Below are 19,397 nucleotides of genomic sequence, written 5' to 3' on the forward strand. Positions count from 1 at the left end.
AACCTTAAGAGCAGCATGAAAGCATTAGCCATCGGTACTTCGGACTTTAAAGAGATCATTCAAACAGATGCCTATTATATCGATAAATCTTTGTTTATCGAAGAGTTGATGATCAGTAATAAGGCTAAAGCCATGTTATTCCCACGTCCGCGCCGATTTGGTAAAACCCTCAACATGAGCATGCTGAAGTATTTCTTTGACATTGACCATGCCGAAGAGAACCGCAAGTTGTTCAAGGGATTAGCGATTGAAAACTCTCCTGCATGGGCGCATCAAGGTAAATATCCGGTGATTTTTCTGACTTTTAAGGAATTGAAGTTGCCGACTTTTGAGCAGACAATTATTCGCTTAGAAGGAATGTTAGCCGATCTTTTGGATCAAAATTTCCCTTATTTATTAGATTTTGAAGGTCTTACACCACGAGAAAAAAAATATTTCAATAAAATTTATAATGAAGAGGCTGACGATGCATCATTACCCACTTTTTTGAAACATGCTGCCGGTGCACTAAAAAAATATCACGGCATCGCTCCTATTTTGCTGATCGACGAATACGACGCCCCTATTCATGCAGCGCACACCCACGGTTATTTACAAGGAATGCTGGATTTCATGCGTAATTTCCTGTCTGCAGGTTTTAAGGACAATGAGCATTTAACAAAAGGAGTAATCACCGGGATATTACGTGTGGCGAAGGAGAATATTTTTTCGGGCTTGAATAATATCACCACTTACTCAATTTTGGACGAGGACTTTGCGGATAAGTTCGGGATTACAGAACCGGAGGTCGATCAATTATTACTCGATGCGGGCTTGTCTGCCAACCGTGAAACGGTAAGGGATTGGTATAATGGCTATCGATTCGGGGATACGGAAAAAATTTACAATCCCTGGTCGATACTGAGTTTTGTCAATAAAAAGAGAAAATTAGTTCCCTATTGGGTCAATACTTCTTCCAATGATTTAATTAAGGAGGTTTTGCCCAAAGCGGATAAAAGTACCCAGGATATTCGATTTGATGAAAGGGGAAAAGGTCGAGGCAAAAATCAACGAGTTTACCGTTTTTGATGATTTATATGCGGGCAAGAGTAAGACGGTATTAGGCTTATTGCTTTTCAGTGGATATCTGACAGGTGAAAAACAAATTGCATTGAATACTTATCGCCTGCGGATTCCGAATCAGGAAATCGGGAGCATGTTTCAGGAAATGCTGGAAGATTATTTGGCTGATGGCACCACCCAGGCGCAAGATACCGAACTGATGCAATCACTTTTGGAACAACGCGCCAATACTTTTGCGGAAGCCTTAGGTCGATATGTAAAAACTTCCTTCAGTTATTTTGACATTGGTAATGAAGGGAATACAGAAAAAATTTATCATGCCTTTATGCTGGGAATACTGGCCCATTTAGATAAAGATTATCATATCCGCTCCAACAGAGAAGTGGGATACGGTCGTGCCGACTTGTATTTCTACCCTAAGGACAATAACAATCCAAAAGCCTGGATTCTGGAGTTTAAGAAAAAAGATGCCGATGCCAAAGGTGATCTGAAAGCTTTGGCTGAAGATGCGCTAAAGCAAATCCATAGCCGTGAATATGAGGATGAAATTCGCCAACACGGACATACTCAGATCATGCGGATTGGGATTGCCTTTAATGGGAAAGAGGTGGTTTGTGCTTTTTAGGTTATTTGTACCAAAAACTAACGGTTGAAGTTTTTCATTGCTCGGTTTGACGGGTATTCCTAGAAGCCAGCAGATGAGCAATGGCATATAGCATACAACGCTTGCCTTCCTCCGGTGGTGTGTGGATTTACCCAACCAAAAAATCCTTATATTGCAGTGGGAAAACCTTAAGAGAAGCATGAAAGCATTAGCCATCGGTACTTCGGACTTTAAAGAGATCATCCAAATAGATGCCTATTATATCGATAAATCCTTGTTTATCGAAGAGTTAATCGTGGGCAACAAAACCAAAGCCCTCTTATTTCCACGTCCCCGCCGATTTGGCAAAACCCTCAACATGAGCATGCTGAAGTATTTTTTCGACATTGATCATGCCGAAGAAAACCGCAGATTATTCAAAAATTTAGCGATTGAAAACTCTCCCGCGTGGGCGCATCAGGGGAAATATCCGGTAATTTTTCTGACTTTTAAGGAATTGAAGTGTGCTTCGATGAAGGAATTTAATAAGAAGTTTCTTAAATATTTAGCAAAGTATGTCGAAGAAAGTTTCCTTTATTTAGAAGAAACGACCGGTTTATTCCGCAGTGAAAAACGATTTTTGAAAGACTTGCTTGATCTTGAGTCGGAACAATCAGATTTAGAAGACGCCTTAAAAACTTTGGGAGGAATACTAAAAAAATATCACGGTGTTGCTCCTATCCTGCTGATTGATGAATACGACGCCCCTATTCACGCAGCGCACACCAACGGTTATTTACAAGAAATGCTGGGTTTCATGCGCAATTTCCTTTCCGCTGGTTTTAAGGACAATGAGCATTTGATCAAAGGAGTAATCACGGGGATATTGCGCGTGGCAAAAGAGAATATTTTTTCTGGCTTGAATAATATCACCACTTACTCAATTTTGGACGAGGACTTTGCGGATAAGTTCGGGATTACAGAACCGGAGGTCGATCAATTATTACTCGATGCGGGCTTGTCTGCCAACCGTGAAACGGTAAGGGATTGGTATAATGGCTATCGATTCGGGGATACGGAGAAAATTTACAACCCCTGGTCGATACTCAGTTTTGTCAATAAAAAGGGAAAATTAGTCCCTTATTGGGTCAATACTTCTTCCAATGATTTAATTAAGGAGGTTTTGCCCAAAGCGGATAAAAGTACCCAGGATATTCGATTTGATGAAAGGGGAAAAGGTCGGGGCAAAAATCAACGAGTTTACCGTTTTTGATGATTTATATGCGGGCAAGAGTAAGACGGTATTAGGCTTATTGCTTTTCAGTGGATATCTGACAGGTGAAAAACAAATTGCATTGAATACTTATCGCCTGCGGATTCCGAATCAGGAAATCGGGAGCATGTTTCAGGAAATGCTGGAAGATTATTTGGCTGATGGCACCACTCAGGCGCAAGATACCGAACTGATGCAATCGCTTTTGGAACAACGCGCCAATACTTTTGCGGAAGCCTTAAGTCGATATGTAAAAACTTCCTTCAGTTATTTTGACATTGGTAATGAAGGGAATACAGAAAAAATTTATCATGCCTTTATGCTGGGAATACTGGCACATTTAGATAAAGATTATCACATCCGCTCCAACAGAGAAGTGGGATACGGTCGTGCCGACTTGTATTTCTACCCTAAAGACAATAACAACCCAAAAGCCTGGATTCTGGAGTTTAAGAAAAAAGATGCCGATGACAAAGGTGATCTGAAAGCTTTGGCTGAAGATGCACTAAAGCAAATCCATAGCCGTGACTATGAGGCTGAAATTCGCCAACACGGACATACTCAGATCATGCGGATTGGGATTGCCTTTAAGGGGAAAGAGGTGGTTTGTGCTTTTTAAAAATTTGCTGTTTTTATAAATCATCTATAAGCTACGATCGAATGAGCCGCCATTAAAGCCAAACAGATTACCATGCCTATATATGATAAAATCATCTGCATAAATATAAAACAGGGAAGGAAAAAGATAGACGCTAATTCTGAATTAAATAAAAGGATTAACAAGCGGGAAAAAGAATCCAATAAATCTGCTAAAGACAACTAGAATATGATTTTTTTATATATTGTAATTTTTCTTAGTTTGGGGCAAGTTCATGAAATAAAGTGGAAGAATTCAGTTTATGAAATGAAAATGCCTACTAAAATTCACAAAACCGATAAATTTATCTATAAAGAAGGTGTCTACTTTGATTATTTTTTTGAGGATTCATCAAAAATAACAATTCATTTAGGTGGCATGATAGAAATACCCATTTTAAACGATGTTGAATATATTGTATTAAATGAGGAAAACAAGGAGGATTTAGTTTTTAGAAAAGGAGTTTATCTGGGAGATAAAAAAATGTATTGGGCTGAGATTAACACTAAAAATTATAATATATACTTTGAAAATGTTGATGAGCAATCAGTTAATATTTATGTCAATTCTATTTTTTCTTTTCGTAAAGTAAAATAGGTCATTAGAGAAAAGGGAGCCCATCAGGTCCAAAAGTTTTGCTTTGAACAAATAACCTTTCAGCCAGATAAAACAAATAATCCACAATATCAAAAAAGCAATTCCCTGCATACACCTGTCGGGTATTCGCAGAAGCCAGCAGATGAGCAATGGCATAGCCGATACAATGCTTGTCTTCCTCCTGCAGGGCGTTAATTTGCTGCAGGCGTTATGGCGTAATAACACTCCAATCACCCCAAAGGGGTGAAACTAATCAGCGATGGGTGGCAACCCATCGTTAGAGATCCCCCGACCAACTATAAGCCTGAAGGGCTTGAACCAGAAAAGGTTAATTTAAAAAAATTGAATGTTACGAGAGAAACGATTTTAGTTTAACCCTTTCAGGGTTTGGGTTCCCCCGGGTAATTTCCGATGGGTTTTCACCCATCGCTTTTTAGTTTAATCCCTTCGGGATAGAGGCACCAGTTTCCGAATAATCCTGCAATAAACCGATTATTAGATGGTGGTTTAATGAAAATCACTAACTTTAGAAGACAATTTCAAAAAAATCAAATGATCAGCTCCATCCATTTAACCAGTTATACTCTATTAGATTGGTGGCCCGTGTGGGAGCGATTAGGAGGTTTCATACGCATGTCCCTTTAGCTGAAGAATATTATAGTTTTCCCACTTTTGGTTTAATACAGAGGGCTCGTAAACTGCATGTCTATTCAAAGGAGATATGCCCGAAAGTGGTGTTTGAGGGTTGAAAAATAGCGGCAAAATTGGTTGATTTAAACGCCAATAAAAAACAAGCCAAAAATTTGCCACCATGAGCGAAATTAATCAAATCCCACCGATTGCGGAAGCAACTCACGATCTATTAACAGAGACGATTCGGGCAGGAGCCAAAGAAATCATACGCCTTGCGGTTGAGGCGGAGTTGGAGGAGTATTTAAAGCAATTCCGCGACCTTAAAACTGCTGATGGAAAAGCCGCAGTAGTCCGAAATGGTCATTTGCCGGAACGAGAAGTTCAGACAGGTATTGGCCCGGTAACGGTCAGAGTTCCAAAGATTCGTTCCAAAACAGGAGCCCCGGTTTCTTTCCAATCGGTTCTGGTTCCGCCATATGTTCGAAAATCGAAATCACTGGAGGCTGCGATACCCTGGCTTTATCTCAAGGGTATTTCAACGGGGGAAATGAATGATGCTTTAGAAGCGCTCTTAGGCCCCGGAGCCAGCGGTTTGTCTTCCAGCACTATTTCCCGTTTAAAAACAGAATGGGGAAAGGAATACGATGTCTGGCGAAAAGCCTCTTTAGCGGACAAGAAGTGGGCTTACATTTGGGTTGATGGAATCTACAGTGGTCTAAGGAAGGAAGATGATAAACTTTGTGCACTGGTCGTTATTGGAGTTGACAGTCAGGGAAGGAAGCATTTTTTAGCGATTGAAGATGGGGTCAGAGAGTCAAAACAAAGCTGGAAAGAGGTATTACTCGAACTGAAACACCGCGGTATGAATGCGCCTAAATTAGCGATTGGTGATGGGGCGCTGGGCTTTTGGGCAGCATTGGAAGAAGAATTCCCTAAAACAAAGGCGCAACGCTGCTGGATGCATAAAACTGGCAATGTTTTGAATTGCTTACCCAAATCGGCTCAACAAAAGGCTAAGGACAAAATCCATCAAATATGGATGGCCGAAACCAAAGAAGAAGCAGATAAAGCATTTGACTTATTCATAGATACTTATGAGGCAAAGTATCCAAAAGCTGCAATTTGTTTACAAAAAGACCGTGATGAATTGCTAAATTTTTACGACTTTCCCGCTGAACATTGGCAAAGCATCCGAACCACCAATCCGATAGAGTCCTCTTTTGGGACGATCAGACATCGTACGAAGCGATCAAAGGGTTGTCTGGATCGGGACGGAATGCTCCATATGATATTCAAACTCGGCATGTGTGCGGAGAAAAACTGGAATCGAATACGGGGCTATAAAACCATTGAAAAAGTAATCAGAGAAGTTAAATTTAAAGACGGCGAAGAGATCAAACAGGCCGCTTAACTTCGACCTCCTGAACACCACTTTTGGGCATAGCTCTATTCAAAGCAATACAAACCAAGATTTTAAGAAGAGAATTATGAAATACATTAAGTCACTGTCCTTGGTTATCATATTTTGCAATTTACCCTTTCTATCAATCAAAGCACAGCAAAAATATACCAAGTTACAAAAATTGGAAATAAATAACCCAGATTTTAAACAGATAATTAATGACATTTATAACTATAGCATTGAACATTCAATAAGTGACACTTTGTACTATGTTAAAATATTACCGATTCAGAGTTTATTTTTCGTAGGAGGGGTTAATATTACCAAAATAGATTCTTTAAATGCTTCTCAAATTATTAGAAAAAAGGCTAAAGGGTACTTTTCCTATAAAGATAAGTTTTTCCTTGTTTCAGTCTACGAAGGAGGTGAACTCTATGATGATCATTGGCTTTTTATTATGACAGGGGAAGAGAATAATATTCTTTTACCCAAGCCATCCGATCAATTTGAAATTGATGATAATCCGGTAAATAATCATTTAACTTGGTGGTACAGGTATTATATTACTGACAACAGATTTGAATTATCTTTTTCAATTGACCATCAAGGAAATGCGTATTATCATATTGATTCAATTAGTGTCCCAACGAGTTTGCATTGATTTGAGGGGAAGCCTCACTTTCACCAAATCTACCAGACGGATTAAATCAATAATTCAAAATACTCAAAAAAGATCCCCCACTGCATGGCATCTTTTTCCTTTTACCCAAGCACAGCTTTCCCCACCCACTCTACCAATAATCAAAGTATCTCTCTTTGACCAAGACAACCCTAAACTACGAATCTGAAGCCCTCGAACCACCCCAAGTGCCCAGCACATCCAAAAATTTACCGATAGACTGTTTCCGACGGGTTTTCACCCATCATTGTTTATTGACAATGGGTTACACCCACCACTATAATCTCTAATCCCTTCAGGAAAGAGGGACCACTTTCCGGAGAATCCTACAATATACCGATCAGTAGGAGGTGGATTAATGAAAATCACTATCTTTAGATTGTTAATTTCAAAACATCAAATGATCAGTTCCATTTACTTAACCGAATATATCAACAGCATTCATTATCAGAATTGAAATTATGATTTCCTTCCGGAGGATAAAGACGGTAATACTCAGTCTTCTACCAATTATTCCTAAATTAGGTCGGTGGCCAACGTGGGAAAGAACGGGAGGCTTCATACGCAAACCCCTTAAGCTGAAGAATTTAATTCTTGAATTTGCTTTGGAATTTTAGAGCCAAATCTGGAAAGTTCATTGATCTAAATTCGGGTATTATTTATACCAATGTTCTGTAGTGAGAGACCGCAACTATGATAATGAAATACCAATATGAAAACCTTAAAAAACTTTTTTAGATGAAATTACTATTTCGTATTACTCTGATAATGGGCATTGGATTTTGGGGTGTACTGTTTTCGATTCATTTCGCTACATTTTTTCTTTTAAATGGTATCGGGGATATATTTAACTACCAAAATCCTGAAATTATTTCAATGGAGGTATCCACCAATTCATCATACACAAAAATAAATTATAGTTTTTATAGTGATTCTACCATAATCAACGAAGAGTATAAAATGGTTAACGAATACTTTTATACTAATAATTTAGATACTATTATTGTAAAGCAAAATTTGGAATTTCCTGATGTAAGCTATATTGAAGGATTACCATTAAAACAACGTCAAGCCAAGATTGGCATGATAATATCTTGTATTTTCATAGTATTTTTCCTGATTTTAGGATACGCAAATGGAATAAAAAACTTATACAAAAAATACAAGAACATATGACACCCATTTTTGACCTAAAATATCCGAAAAGGGCTCTCTTCATATGATATCCACTCATATCATTTACACTTTTCCAAAAAAAGTTATATTATAGTTATGCTTAAAAATATATTGAAAATAAGTTTTTTACTTCTCGTGATTTCATGCACGCCACCAACTAAACACTCTAACAACCGGATTATAAAAGACTTATACCCAGTGTTTAAAAAATATAATTTACCTTTAAAAGGTTGGAAAATCAATACCAGGCTAGCAAATCACCCATATAATCCGGATTTCCAAAATTATGAATGGATGGAATTGGAGAGTGTCTGTGGGGATACCACTTTTGGCTTACTCCTTATTTCAATTCCTGAAAAGTCTATCTTTCTGGTAGAAGAATACGGAAAGGTGGTGAGTAATGAAAACACTTATTTTAGATTACACTGTGATGAAAACCAAGATACGCTGGAGTGTAAATACATTAAGCAAGGAAAAAAAGTAATTAACTATGTAAGAGAAGATGAATGATAGAATTGTTTAGTAAAAACAATGGAGTAATGTTCAGAGCCAACCGAATAATCTGAAAATTCTAACAAAAAAATGATTCCACTCACCTCAACATCTTTTCTTATAGCTAAACTCCTACTTCCCCACCCTCATATCCCTACACAGCCCACCACTACCACCGAAAACAACCCACTACATACCAGCGTTCCACTTCCAAAGGTCATTCCTATTAATAGGAATGGTCATGTAACAAGGAATAGATTATGGAAGCAAAACTGATTAAAAAACAGGAAGGCAGAAAGCTCAATGTTATCGGTGATCAGCAGACGATCAAACTGACCGGCAAGGATACTAACGGCCAATTTGCGCTGGTGGAACAATTTAATGTGCCCGGAGCGGGCATTCCGCTACATGTACATGAGAATGAAGATGAAGTTTTTCACGTACTCAGTGGGCAGGTGGAAATAACGATTAATGGTGAAACACAAATCATGGAAGCAGGTGACATGGTCTTTTGTCCTCGGGGGGCAGCCCATGCTTTTGTAATTGTTGGCGAGGAAAAGGCCAGGGTAATGTTAAGCATATTCCCAGCGGGATTGGAAAATATGTTTGAGGAATTAGCTCAACTACCTGAGGGCCCGCCTGACTTTGCCAAAGTAACCGAAATTTGTGGGCGATATCAAATCACATTTCTTCCTCCGGAATGAGAGCGTGTTTAAAAACACACCATCCACCAGCAAATTCAAATTTTTGAAAGCGATTGAGATAATTTCTCAACAATAGCGATGCTATTCTTTCAATATACAGGTATCGCTTCTGCACATTATTTCGCTATGAATTTGGGCTTTTAACCCGCCTTAGCCCTGAAAGAAAACTTACTGGCAAATCCAAAGCGGGTTTGATCTCGGATCACAAACCCGCTTTGATTTCGGTAATCAACGCCTGCCGATCCTGCTGTTCCCGTTCGACCAAACCTTCGGGAACATCCAGTCCCTCCTGATATTTATCCGACCAGAGGATCATATCAATAATGATGGGAATCAGGTCTTTGCCCTTTTCGGTCAGGGAATATTCCTTTTTTGTGCGAAGCTCTTCACAAACTTTGGATACCACAATCCCATTCGCCTCCAATTTTTTCAGGCGGTCAGACAGGATGTTGGTGGCAATTCCCTCTTTAGAAGCGGAGAATTCCTTGTAAAATTTCTTTCCCTGTAACAAATCACGGATGACTAAAAAGCTCCATTTATCGCCAAACAAATCAAGCAGAAAACTTATCGGACAGTCTGATCTCATATTTTTGATTTTTATTACTTGTTATTTGCAAGTAAATGATTATCTTTAATTACTTGCTTTTCGCAAGTTATACTTTTGACCTGAAAAAAAGAAATATGGAAAGCCTGAAAATCAACTACGACAAACTTCAAAAAGACCATTGGTCACCACAGGAAAAAGCGAACACCAAACTCCTTGCGGATTTTGTACAAACCCTTATGAACGATCACCGGTTTGAGGAAGTGCTGCAACGTTTTGACAACGAAAAATACCGTCAGCATAACCGGGGCATTGCAGATGGTATGCCCGCTTTAGTGGAATATGTGAAAGGATTTACCAAACGCTTTCCGGACTATACCTATGATGTTAAGCGTATCCATGCGGATGGAGACATGGTGATTTTTCACTCTCAAATCACGACCAACAAAAAAGACAGAGGGAATGAACACAAAGGCATCAATTTGACCGATACCTGGCGGGTGGAGAACAATCAGATTGTGGAACACTGGGACAGCCTGCAACCCATGAATGGCTTCATGAGGTTTTTCTTTTGGCTTACCGGTGGCAAAGTGGCCAATTCAAATGGGGTTTATTAGCTTATCGAAGCCTAATATCTAAAATTCGATTATTAGAAAAAGAGTGGCATTCTTCCTAACCCCAAAATATCGAAATGGCTTGGCGAAGGGATGAAGGCAGAGGCAGCGCCGGTTGTGGAGCTCTTTATTTGCGGGCAGGGCCATGGGCAAAACTCCCCATTGCCCGCAAATAAAAGCGACTGCCGCCAGCCCGCCGAGCGGATGCGAGGGCCCCTAAAATAATGTCAAATAATAATGATCTGTTGATCGCTTCCCCTCCCTTCACAATGTCGCTTCAGATTCCGTCCACCAGTGCTCATGAGTGGGGCCGGACATCTGAGGAAGGATGATCACTTCCCCGATACGTGGGGTGGCGAGGGGTAGATTCACCAGTTCCGCAGCGGTGGTCACGCGCTCCACAGGATCTGTCCAGCTATGTGTAGCCAAGGCGAAGGAGCCCCAGTGAATGGGGATGATAAACTTCGCCCCTACTTCTATACTAGCCTGCACCGTTTCTTCGGGCATCATGTGCACATCCCGCCAAAGTTCATTATACTGTCCACATTCCATGAGGGCCACATCAAAAGGACCGTACTTTTCTCCGATGGCTTTAAAATGACGGCCATAGCCGCCATCTCCGCTAAAATAGAGTTTGGCGTATGGATTATTGATGATCCAGGATCCCCAAAGCGTAGCAGACTGATCAGTGAGCCCCCTGCCCGACATATGGCGGGATGGAGTAAAAATAATATTCAGATTTTTAAAAGGCTGCTCCTGCCACCAATCCATTTCGGTGATTTTTTCGGCCGGAATTTCCCATCTTTTCAAATGGCTGCCCACGCCCAGAGGCACAAAGAAGTGGTCCGTTTTTGCCTTTAATTCCATGATGGATTCGTAATCTAGGTGGTCGTAATGATCATGGGAAATGATGACGGCATCAATCTTGGGCAGCTGCTCAATGGTGACGGGCATCTCCGCATTGAAGCGCTTCCGGCCCAGCATAGGGTGTGGCGAAGCATATTGTCCGAAGACGGGATCCAGCAAAATGACCATGCCCGCGGTCTCAATGATGAAAGAAGAATGCCCCAGCCAAATAATTTGCGTCAGGGAGTCCGGCAGGCTCCCGATGGTTTCCGGCGATACTTTTTCCACCTCAATATTATGATCCGGCACAACCGCAGGATCGGGCCGGAAGGTTTCCCTGATCATTTGCTGCAGACTGTGACAGTTCAGTTCCATCACAATTTCTTCCTCATTCAGGAATATACCATCCTTATAATGACCGGAATTTCTGTACAATGCCTTTTCTGCCTCACTGATCATTCCTCCGAATTGCGGACTGAAATTCATAAATGCCGTTCCTGAAATAAGCACCACCAACACCAGGGCCAATGCCGAAAGAAAAATACGTTTAATAATCACTTTCATATTGAAATAGAATTTCGGAATAAAGCGCCCCCTCCCGTGACCGGTTGTAAAGGCCGCCTGCTTTTGTTCCATCCGGATGTGGCCGTTTACCCACTAACATGATGGACTTTAATAATTTAACGATTTCATTGAAAGAAGTACCTCTAAAAGGAGAAAATGATCATGTGCTTCTCTCTGACCGCCACAAAGATCGGCGAAAAGCAGACAGGTCATATAAACATTTTCGCTGAAGGCTTATACTTTTTGGTGATGGCCTTTCACAAGTTTCTGGTGAAGCGGCCCTTAATAACCCCATAAATTCACTGTTTCTCTCTTCCCCTTGCTTAACCCTAATTATTCACCGCTAGATTTAGTGATTCATTATAAATTTCTTTAAATCAGGTTGTTATGGTTGATTTTGTCGAATTATCAATAGCTCAAATTTGGATATGCTTGCTTTCTCCTCATTCATCTGCTTCGTTGGGAAAAACTCGAAATAGGAAAAATTCCATCATTTTTCCCGCCTAGCAGCTAAACGAGGATTTTCCGAGTAGAGCGGGTTGTTACCTCCCCGCTCCCTCACAGACCCGTACGAGCGGATTTCCCGCATACGGTTCCTCCTAAATTGGTTTCGCTTTCAGAAAGCTGTGATAGATTTTTGGTTTAAGTAGTGGCCTCCATTCTGTAATTAAGCGATTGTACCGCTCCCAATTCCATGCAGGACGTCCACCTCTGCGATTTAGCCATTTATGGAGCATACGCCTGACATGGTGATAATAAGCATGCAGACTTCTGCTATTAAAGGTGATTCCATAGTAATTATAGTATCCGCGTAATTTCAAATTCAATTCATTGATGATTTCATCGAGTTTACGATGCCGGTTTGACTTTATCCAGTCTTGCATTTTAACGAGTGAAAGGTTCAGCTTTTTACTCGCTGTTTTTCTTTTCAATATCATTTTTCCGTTGCGACTTTCGCTTAGAAAATGTGTAAATCCCAGAAAATCAAAACCTCTTTCGCCTTCGCCTCTTTTGCTCTTTAGATTAATGATCTTTGTCTTGTCAGGATGTAATTCAAGATTAAATTTCTCAAATCGCTTTTGCAAAACATTCATTACCCGATCGGCGTCCGAAGCATTATCAAAACCCAATACAAAATCATCGGCATAACGGACTATAGTACTTTTTCCCTTTAATAATGGCTGTATTTGCTCGGAAAACCATTCATCCAGTACATAATGCAAATAAATATTACTCAGCAAGGGAGATACTATCCCTCCTTGAGGGGTACCCTCTGTTGGATATTGCAACTGCTCATCCTCCAGTATACCTGCTTTTAACCATTTATTTAGCGTTCTGCGTATCACGCCATCTTTGACCCGTAAGTCAAGAAATTCACGTAGTTGTGCATGATTGATGCTACCAAAGTAATTCTTTATGTCAGCATCAATGATGTAATGCAGTCCGTTAAAGCTTACTTCCCTAAACATATATTCCACAGCTTGATGTGCAGAATATCCATTCCTGAATCCGAATGAAAAGGCCTTAAATTCCTCTTCATAAATGGGGTTCAGGGTGCGGCGAACACTTTCCTGAAGTATCTTATCTTCAATGGTCGGGATGCCCAATGGGCGTTTCCCTGATTTTCCCTTGTCGATATAAACCCTGCGTATAGAAGGAGCTCGATACTTCCCCGTTTTAAATTCGGTTAATAGTGCTGGTATGCGAGTTTCAGATTCAAGATTGTAATGATACCAACATTTGCCATCCACGCCCGGACTACTATTCTTGTTCAGGCTGTGAAAACAATCTGTTAGCATATTTTCGTCTATGAACTGGCTTACATTCGTCAATGCAGTGTTCTTGTGTTTTCTTGCTCGTGCTGCTATCTCTAATTCTACTGTTGACATCTTTTTAGTTGCATCCGGTGCTTGTTTTAATGTTTCTAAATTATCGACCCAATTTAAGGCATCCCCCAAGCCGATCAGGCTCAGGTTTTCCCTTCCCTACTTACTGGCTTTCTTGGGTAAAGATTTCCCAGCTTTCAAACGGTACTATGGAGATGCTAAGACTGCCTTTGCCCATCTCATTCCCTGCGGTTTCCCTCGGTACTGATACCACTACGATATGCTCTCATCCTTAGCATCAGACATGGTGAACATATAGACCATGCTGATTTGGAAATTTTTCGGTAGGGCATTTCCATATTGACCCTTGCTTCGTGTGGAGGCAGGAGGCTCTCCCGTGTTTCCATGCGTGCCTATTGTACCTTTGACGTAAACCAAGACCCCGGTCGAATCAATGCTACTTGTCATTACTGCTACATTGATGTTGCACCAACTATGCTTAAGGTTAATGCTTCAACAATGAATTATATTTCGAGGCTAACAATACGCCTTCGGCACTCGCTGTATACGCTTCATGCTGGCATTTCTACCAACTATGCAAACTCGCTTACGGTGGCTGACCAACCTTTCCGTGCAGGATTAAATACCTGCAGGCACACTAAAAGGTGTTTCATTTTATTTATTTTTTTATACGCTTTCAAATCCCCACCTTATGGACTTGCACGGCGCAAAAGCATGAATAATCCGGCTTAACAGACAAAAGCGACCAGCAGATGCCTCGGGAAACTACTCATTAATGGCTTTGGACGACAATACATCCATTTTCAATTCCCCCGGCAATACCAGATGCACTGGCACCTGAATGTTGAATTTTTTCAATCCGGCAAGGGTACAATCGATGATTTCTTCCCGGGAATAGCGGGTGGAAAAATGAGAAAGCACCAGCTTTCCGATATTGATCTCGCTGACCATCCGAAGGACGTCTTCCAGTTGGGAGTGCTTTTCATTCCAGGACACCCCCGCCCTGTTTTTTTCCGGTCTTAGAAAAGTGCATTCGTGAAGGAGCACTTCTGAATGGTCCCATTTGGCGTAATCATCCACTGGGGTATCCCCAGAAAAGCTGATCACCTTTCTTTTCACAATTTCCGTTAATTCACCTTTTCCATGCTCCTGAGCAATTCCGGCAATCTCCGATGAAGACAAATGACCGTATTTAGCCTTCAGCTTTTCCTTCACCTCATACAATTTGTAGCTCAGGCTTTTGTGCACCCCAAGTGGCGCCTTTACATGTTCATTTCTCAGGGCCTGAATTTCATAATTTTTGGCAATGGGAACCTGTTGTTGATCTTCTATTCCAATCCATTTAACCTCCTGCACATGAGGATCAAACTGATCCAAAAAACCTTTCATGGCCGGAAAAGAACCGGAATCCTTCGGGAAATGGATAATTGGGAAATCTTCCCTGGCATTTAACTGGACAAACTGCGGCAAACCGTCCATATGGTCCCGGTCTGGATGCGTCACAAATACATATTTGATCTTCCGTGACTTCTGCATCAGACCAGCAGACAAACCATCACCGCAATCAATCAGCAGATTAAGGTCCTCCACATTTATCCAGGTGGAAAATAAAGCGGTGGAAAATATATTGATTTTATGATCCATAAGATTTAGTTCTTAACCTGAAGGATGCATGCTTAAATCCTCCTTGAGCCGCAAGGCTGGAAAAATGAAGGAATAGTACCCTATTTCGAGTTTTTTCCAAGGAAGCAGGTAAATGTGGAACAAGCAAGCTTATCCAAATTTGGGCTAATAAAAAGCAAAGCAAAACAGCTGTATTTTTTTTGACAATGAGCGCATTATAAAGGGAAAATGAATTCATCGGTGAATAATTCGAATTTGCAGCCGGATGATGGGCTTTTAAACATGCTCTTTCGTTCCGATAAAATAAATATCGTAAACCCAAAGGGAGGCCAGTAATTTTTCCCAGCCTTTATCCATTATTCCTATACGAACAGCGTGACTACTCATTCTTATCGATTCTATGATGATCAAAAATTTCTATCGCGGTTTTTAGATAGCCAAACATTCCAATTCCAAAAACCATCACCCCTATAAAAATATCTTTTGTCGCGACATCCTTTTTAAAGTAATATCCAAACAAACCGAAGGAAAGTAGAAATAAAATCTGAATACAAATGATGGCAATCAGTATTTTGCCTTTTATGGGATGCCGCCAAATCCTTTTCAAAAATTTATTTTGAACTCTGGCACTATCCTGTAGGGATGAAAAACTTACGGCTAAGCCCATGAAGATCAAGAGGGAATTCAAATTTTGCAGACTTAAATCCGGATTTTCCATACAACTAGACATTTATTGATTTGGGGCAAATTTTCCGATCATGACTCAAGAAGTGATTCAGGATATACTCGCCCCAATTTTCTATTCTGTAACCAGCTTCTGCGATGCATTCGACTCCTTTTCGAAAAACGGAAATGGATCTGTACCTTTTACCATTGGCATAAGTTTTCAGACGAACATTTTTGTACTTTTTTAACCCATGAGCTATGGATACCGAATATGCAAAAACGACAATAGCCATCATTAACCGGCATCTATCTGCTCCCTGAACATTCATTTTTTCAAGGTCAAAACCATTGGTCTTCAAATGTCTGAAACATGTCTCAATTTGCCATCGCTTCCGATAGTCCTCAGCCACTTTATATGCGTTTTTAGACAGGTTTGTCAAAAGGAAAATCACAGGTTCCTTTTCCGCATCTTCACTTTTCTTGATGACCATCCGGCAATTGTCTCCAGCTTCAAACTTCATTTTAGCGGACATCGTTTTACCTTTCACCTTACTATTGGTGACTTTTGAAATCATTTGCGCTTTCGTCATAGATTTTTCATTCCACTGAGTCTTAAAGTTGCATTCTTTTACCCGAAGCACATATTTAAAGCCGTTATCTTCAAGGTATTTGATGAATTTCTGTCCTGCATATTCACGATCAGCCAAGAGAATTTTACCTTCAAGATTGAATAACTTTGACGCCTCTTCAAGCAACTGAATTCTTTCTTCCTGATTACTGATGCCCTTCTTTTCCAGATTCATGAAATAGATCGGCACCGCTACTCCATTATACAAAATGGCCAAGGTCATGAAATGAAAAGTACGATCCCCTTGCGTCCAGCTGGTGCCATCGACCATCAAAAAATCCCCACCTTTGTGCATATGCATGGCGGATAATTGCAATAGATCACTCCATAAATTGGTGTCAGAATATTCCGTAAATATGCGGGTTAAGCGTTTGTAATGGCCAGAGGCGGAAGTACGCTGATTATCTAAAATGCTACCGATGGAATCTTTCACTTTATTAAGACAAACGGTTCCTTTTCGGATGATGCCTAAACTTAGGGCGAGTACATTTTTCCAGCAAGCTTTACCCCATTTTGGAAATTCTTGCATAAGTTTGCTGTGAAGCGAATTGAACATAGATCTTTGTTGGCGTTGGAACCCAAAGTTACTATTGTTGATTCGCTTTTTACGTTTTTAGGCAAAAATGTCTAGCTGTATGCGGATTTTCCTTAAAATGCCCAATTCCAATAATAAATGGTTGGAAAGCAAAATACAGTCCGATCAAAAGGAGAGGATACTGTAAATAGCTGATATAGTGAAAAAATGATTTCATACTCAATAATAATTTAGGTTTGATTGTTGGATTTTATTTTTGCCTTTACAAATAATATAGGATACAAAGTACATTTTCAATGTGAGGAATCCATTGCTTTACCCCCAATTCTCCATGGCGGGTTAAGCCGATTTTCTCCGCCGTAGAACAAAATGATTTGATTACCGTCTAAATCCTTCAATCTCGCCTCTCTCCATAACCAAATTTGGTCGGTAGGCTCTTCATCAAATCTAATCCCCTTCTGCTTTATTTCCGCTACCCGGGCATCAAGATCTTCACATTCAAAATATACATAAATCCCCTCTCCTTGGGGAAGTTCGTTCACCTGATGAATTGAAAAAGTAGCATTCCCAACGGGACATTCAAATCGGGCATAATGGGGCAAGGATCTGACAATCAATTTTAATCCCAATTTTTCATAAAAAGGAATGGATTGGTTTAAATCTAAGGATGGAATGGTTACTTGGTTCAGGTTCATCAGGCGGTTACATTTTTCTCAAATCAAAATACTATACGCCCTTTTGCCTCATTTTCAAACTTTAGGAATTAACCTGAATCAGGCATGCTAAGGACATGTTTAAAAACACACCATCTGAAGCAAATTCGAATTATTAGAAACGATTTAGGATAATTTCTCAACAATACCGATGGTATTTGCTCATAATAATCGGGTATCGCTTCTGCATTAATCAAATTTTCGCTACGTATTTTATCTTTTAAACACGATCTCAGGGCTTTTTCATAAAAAACTAGATCAGCCATTCAATACCTAATATTAATAATTAATCGTTTCTTTTTCATTTTTTCTTGATAAAAAACGAAACAAAAAAATCAAGGCTGTGATCAATGTCGGCGGGACAAAGATCCTGCTGACGGAATCCATCAAGGCGACATTTGCAGATGACGCGAAACTGGTAAAGTATTGCAGAAATGTCGCGGTGATGTCTTCTGGTCGCCAGCAGAAACTTTGTCTATCCGCCCATTGATCAAGGCCGGAATGTTGATGTGGAAGATTACCATAATGTCAATACTGTAGAAGATAGTAAACTAACTCATTAACAAGCGCTCAAAACAAATAGCCGCCCATTGGGAACTAGATCATTCCTATAATTTGCCTATTTGTAGTTTTATGAAAAAGCCGTGAACAAGCTCTTAAGCGGACTTCCTTAATCAGCGGTGAATAATTCGGATTAAGCCCTCCGTCATTTTAACTTTTATAAGTCTATCATTCATACTCATACACCCGCACATAATCCACCAGCATGGTTTGGGGGAATTGGGTGGTATTGGCGGGCGGTCCTACAAATGATCCTCCCACTGCAACATTTAACAAAATATAAAAGGGTTGATTATACACCCACTCGCCGCTGACATCTTCAGGGGTTATCTGGTTGTATAACACATCATCTACATAATAATTGATATAAGAAGGTCCCCATTCAATTCCGAAAATATGAAAGCCATTGTCGAAGCGATCATTGGGGATTTCATAACTTTTGGTAATGGCATTTCCTCCGGAATAACCGGGGCCGTGTACGCTTCCATGCGTAATGGTGGGCTGCTGTCCGCGGTATTCCATAACATCAATTTCCCCGCATAGTGGCCAATCCACTTCGTCGCAATTACCCCCTAACAACCAAAAGGCGGGCCAGATCCCCCTGCCCCAGGGCAACTGAATATGTGCCTCAAAACGGCCGTAAGTTTTTTCAAATTTAGCCCTTGTCACTATCCGGGAGGAGGTATAAGCAGCACCTTTGAAAGCCTCCCGGCGGGCAATGATTTTCAGCACCCCATCTTCCACGATCACATTTTCCGGCCGGTCGGTATAATACTGCAATTCATTATTTCCCCAGCCATTCTCTCCTGTACCGATGTCGAAGGTCCACAATTCGGGATCCGGACTACCGGGAGTGTCAAATTCATCAGCGATGACCAAATTGTTAAACCGGGTAACTTCCTGGGTATCATCCACAGAGCAGGCTGTGCCCATTAAAAATAATGCACAGAAAAGGGAGAGGTACAACGTATTTGGCAAATTCTTCATCACAATTTAATTTTTACCGAAAGAGAATGAG

20 protein-coding genes are annotated in these 19,397 nt (G+C 40.4%); 11 read left to right on the forward strand and 9 right to left on the reverse strand.

Annotation, left to right across the window (positions count from 1 at the left end):
* Positions 1-15 precede the first annotated feature (15 nt).
* The 10 genes from AAA970_RS17495 to AAA970_RS17540 all read left to right on the forward strand — a co-directional run bounded on the left by AAA970_RS17495 (position 16) and on the right by AAA970_RS17540 (position 9,238).
* Positions 16-1,068 carry an AAA family ATPase gene (locus tag AAA970_RS17495; protein WP_338238183.1) on the forward strand — a complete coding sequence of 351 codons (1,053 nt, stop codon included), beginning with the start codon at positions 16-18 and terminating at the stop codon, positions 1,066-1,068.
* Positions 1,019-1,687: a PD-(D/E)XK nuclease domain-containing protein gene (locus tag AAA970_RS17500; protein ID WP_338238184.1), complete on the forward strand. Its 669-nt coding sequence runs from the start codon at positions 1,019-1,021 to the stop codon at positions 1,685-1,687. Before AAA970_RS17495 ends, AAA970_RS17500 begins: the two co-directional genes overlap by 50 nt.
* A gap of 178 nt (positions 1,688-1,865) precedes the next feature.
* Positions 1,866-2,918: an AAA family ATPase gene (locus AAA970_RS17505; protein ID WP_338238185.1), complete on the forward strand. Its 1,053-nt coding sequence runs from the start codon at positions 1,866-1,868 to the stop codon at positions 2,916-2,918.
* Positions 2,869-3,537: a PD-(D/E)XK nuclease domain-containing protein gene (locus AAA970_RS17510; RefSeq protein WP_338238186.1), complete on the forward strand. Its 669-nt coding sequence runs from the start codon at positions 2,869-2,871 to the stop codon at positions 3,535-3,537. The genes AAA970_RS17505 and AAA970_RS17510 overlap by 50 nt, the downstream gene beginning before the upstream one ends.
* A gap of 207 nt (positions 3,538-3,744) precedes the next feature.
* Positions 3,745-4,152, forward strand: coding sequence for a hypothetical protein (locus AAA970_RS17515; RefSeq protein ID WP_338238187.1), 408 nt, complete (start codon positions 3,745-3,747; stop codon positions 4,150-4,152).
* A gap of 811 nt (positions 4,153-4,963) precedes the next feature.
* Entirely contained in the window at positions 4,964-6,196 is a 1,233-nt protein-coding gene (locus tag AAA970_RS17520; RefSeq protein ID WP_338238188.1) for an IS256 family transposase, read from the forward strand.
* Positions 6,197-6,272: 76 nt separating this feature from the next.
* A complete protein-coding gene (locus AAA970_RS17525; protein ID WP_338238189.1) occupies positions 6,273-6,848 on the forward strand; it encodes a hypothetical protein in 576 nt (191 codons plus the stop codon).
* Between the two features lie 756 nt (positions 6,849-7,604).
* The gene (locus AAA970_RS17530; protein WP_338238190.1) at positions 7,605-8,042 is read left to right on the forward strand and encodes a hypothetical protein; all 438 of its coding nucleotides are present in this window, start codon (positions 7,605-7,607) and stop codon (positions 8,040-8,042) included.
* A gap of 294 nt (positions 8,043-8,336) precedes the next feature.
* Positions 8,337-8,552 (forward strand): hypothetical protein, encoded by a 216-nt coding sequence (locus AAA970_RS17535; RefSeq protein WP_338238191.1) that lies wholly within the window; start codon positions 8,337-8,339, stop codon positions 8,550-8,552.
* A gap of 242 nt (positions 8,553-8,794) precedes the next feature.
* Entirely contained in the window at positions 8,795-9,238 is a 444-nt protein-coding gene (locus AAA970_RS17540) for a cupin domain-containing protein (RefSeq protein WP_338238192.1), read from the forward strand.
* A gap of 202 nt (positions 9,239-9,440) precedes the next feature.
* Here AAA970_RS17540 and AAA970_RS17545 read toward each other — a convergent pair whose 3' ends face one another.
* Positions 9,441-9,824, reverse strand: a complete 384-nt coding sequence (locus AAA970_RS17545) for a winged helix-turn-helix transcriptional regulator (RefSeq protein ID WP_338238193.1) — start codon at positions 9,822-9,824, stop codon at positions 9,441-9,443.
* 35 nt (positions 9,825-9,859) lie between these two features.
* On the opposite strand from AAA970_RS17545, the gene AAA970_RS17550 reads away from it, so the two are divergent.
* The gene (locus tag AAA970_RS17550; protein WP_338238194.1) at positions 9,860-10,399 is read left to right on the forward strand and encodes a nuclear transport factor 2 family protein; all 540 of its coding nucleotides are present in this window, start codon (positions 9,860-9,862) and stop codon (positions 10,397-10,399) included.
* A 261-nt stretch (positions 10,400-10,660) separates the two neighbouring features.
* Here the strand turns inward: AAA970_RS17550 and AAA970_RS17555 are convergent, their stop codons facing one another.
* From AAA970_RS17555 to AAA970_RS17590, 8 genes are all read right to left on the reverse strand, one after another.
* Positions 10,661-11,878: an MBL fold metallo-hydrolase gene (locus AAA970_RS17555; RefSeq protein ID WP_338238195.1), complete on the reverse strand. Its 1,218-nt coding sequence runs from the start codon at positions 11,876-11,878 to the stop codon at positions 10,661-10,663.
* A 527-nt stretch (positions 11,879-12,405) separates the two neighbouring features.
* Positions 12,406-13,764 carry a group II intron reverse transcriptase/maturase gene (gene ltrA, locus AAA970_RS17560; RefSeq protein WP_338238196.1) on the reverse strand — a complete coding sequence of 453 codons (1,359 nt, stop codon included), beginning with the start codon at positions 13,762-13,764 and terminating at the stop codon, positions 12,406-12,408.
* A 141-nt stretch (positions 13,765-13,905) separates the two neighbouring features.
* Complete coding sequence (locus AAA970_RS17565; protein ID WP_338238197.1) at positions 13,906-14,100, reverse strand: hypothetical protein; 195 nt, start codon at positions 14,098-14,100, stop codon at positions 13,906-13,908.
* 318 nt (positions 14,101-14,418) lie between these two features.
* A complete protein-coding gene (locus tag AAA970_RS17570) occupies positions 14,419-15,297 on the reverse strand; it encodes an MBL fold metallo-hydrolase (protein ID WP_338238198.1) in 879 nt (292 codons plus the stop codon).
* 358 nt (positions 15,298-15,655) lie between these two features.
* Positions 15,656-15,994 (reverse strand): hypothetical protein, encoded by a 339-nt coding sequence (locus AAA970_RS17575; protein ID WP_338238199.1) that lies wholly within the window; start codon positions 15,992-15,994, stop codon positions 15,656-15,658.
* Between the two features lie 4 nt (positions 15,995-15,998).
* Entirely contained in the window at positions 15,999-17,099 is a 1,101-nt protein-coding gene (locus AAA970_RS17580) for a transposase (protein ID WP_338238200.1), read from the reverse strand.
* A 299-nt stretch (positions 17,100-17,398) separates the two neighbouring features.
* The gene (locus AAA970_RS17585) at positions 17,399-17,800 is read right to left on the reverse strand and encodes a VOC family protein (RefSeq protein ID WP_338238201.1); all 402 of its coding nucleotides are present in this window, start codon (positions 17,798-17,800) and stop codon (positions 17,399-17,401) included.
* A 747-nt stretch (positions 17,801-18,547) separates the two neighbouring features.
* Positions 18,548-19,366: a glycoside hydrolase family 16 protein gene (locus tag AAA970_RS17590; protein WP_338238202.1), complete on the reverse strand. Its 819-nt coding sequence runs from the start codon at positions 19,364-19,366 to the stop codon at positions 18,548-18,550.
* Positions 19,367-19,397: the final 31 nt, after the last annotated feature.

The organism is Persicobacter diffluens, from assembly GCF_036244895.1.
GTDB lineage: Bacteria > Bacteroidota > Bacteroidia > Cytophagales > Cyclobacteriaceae > Persicobacter > Persicobacter diffluens.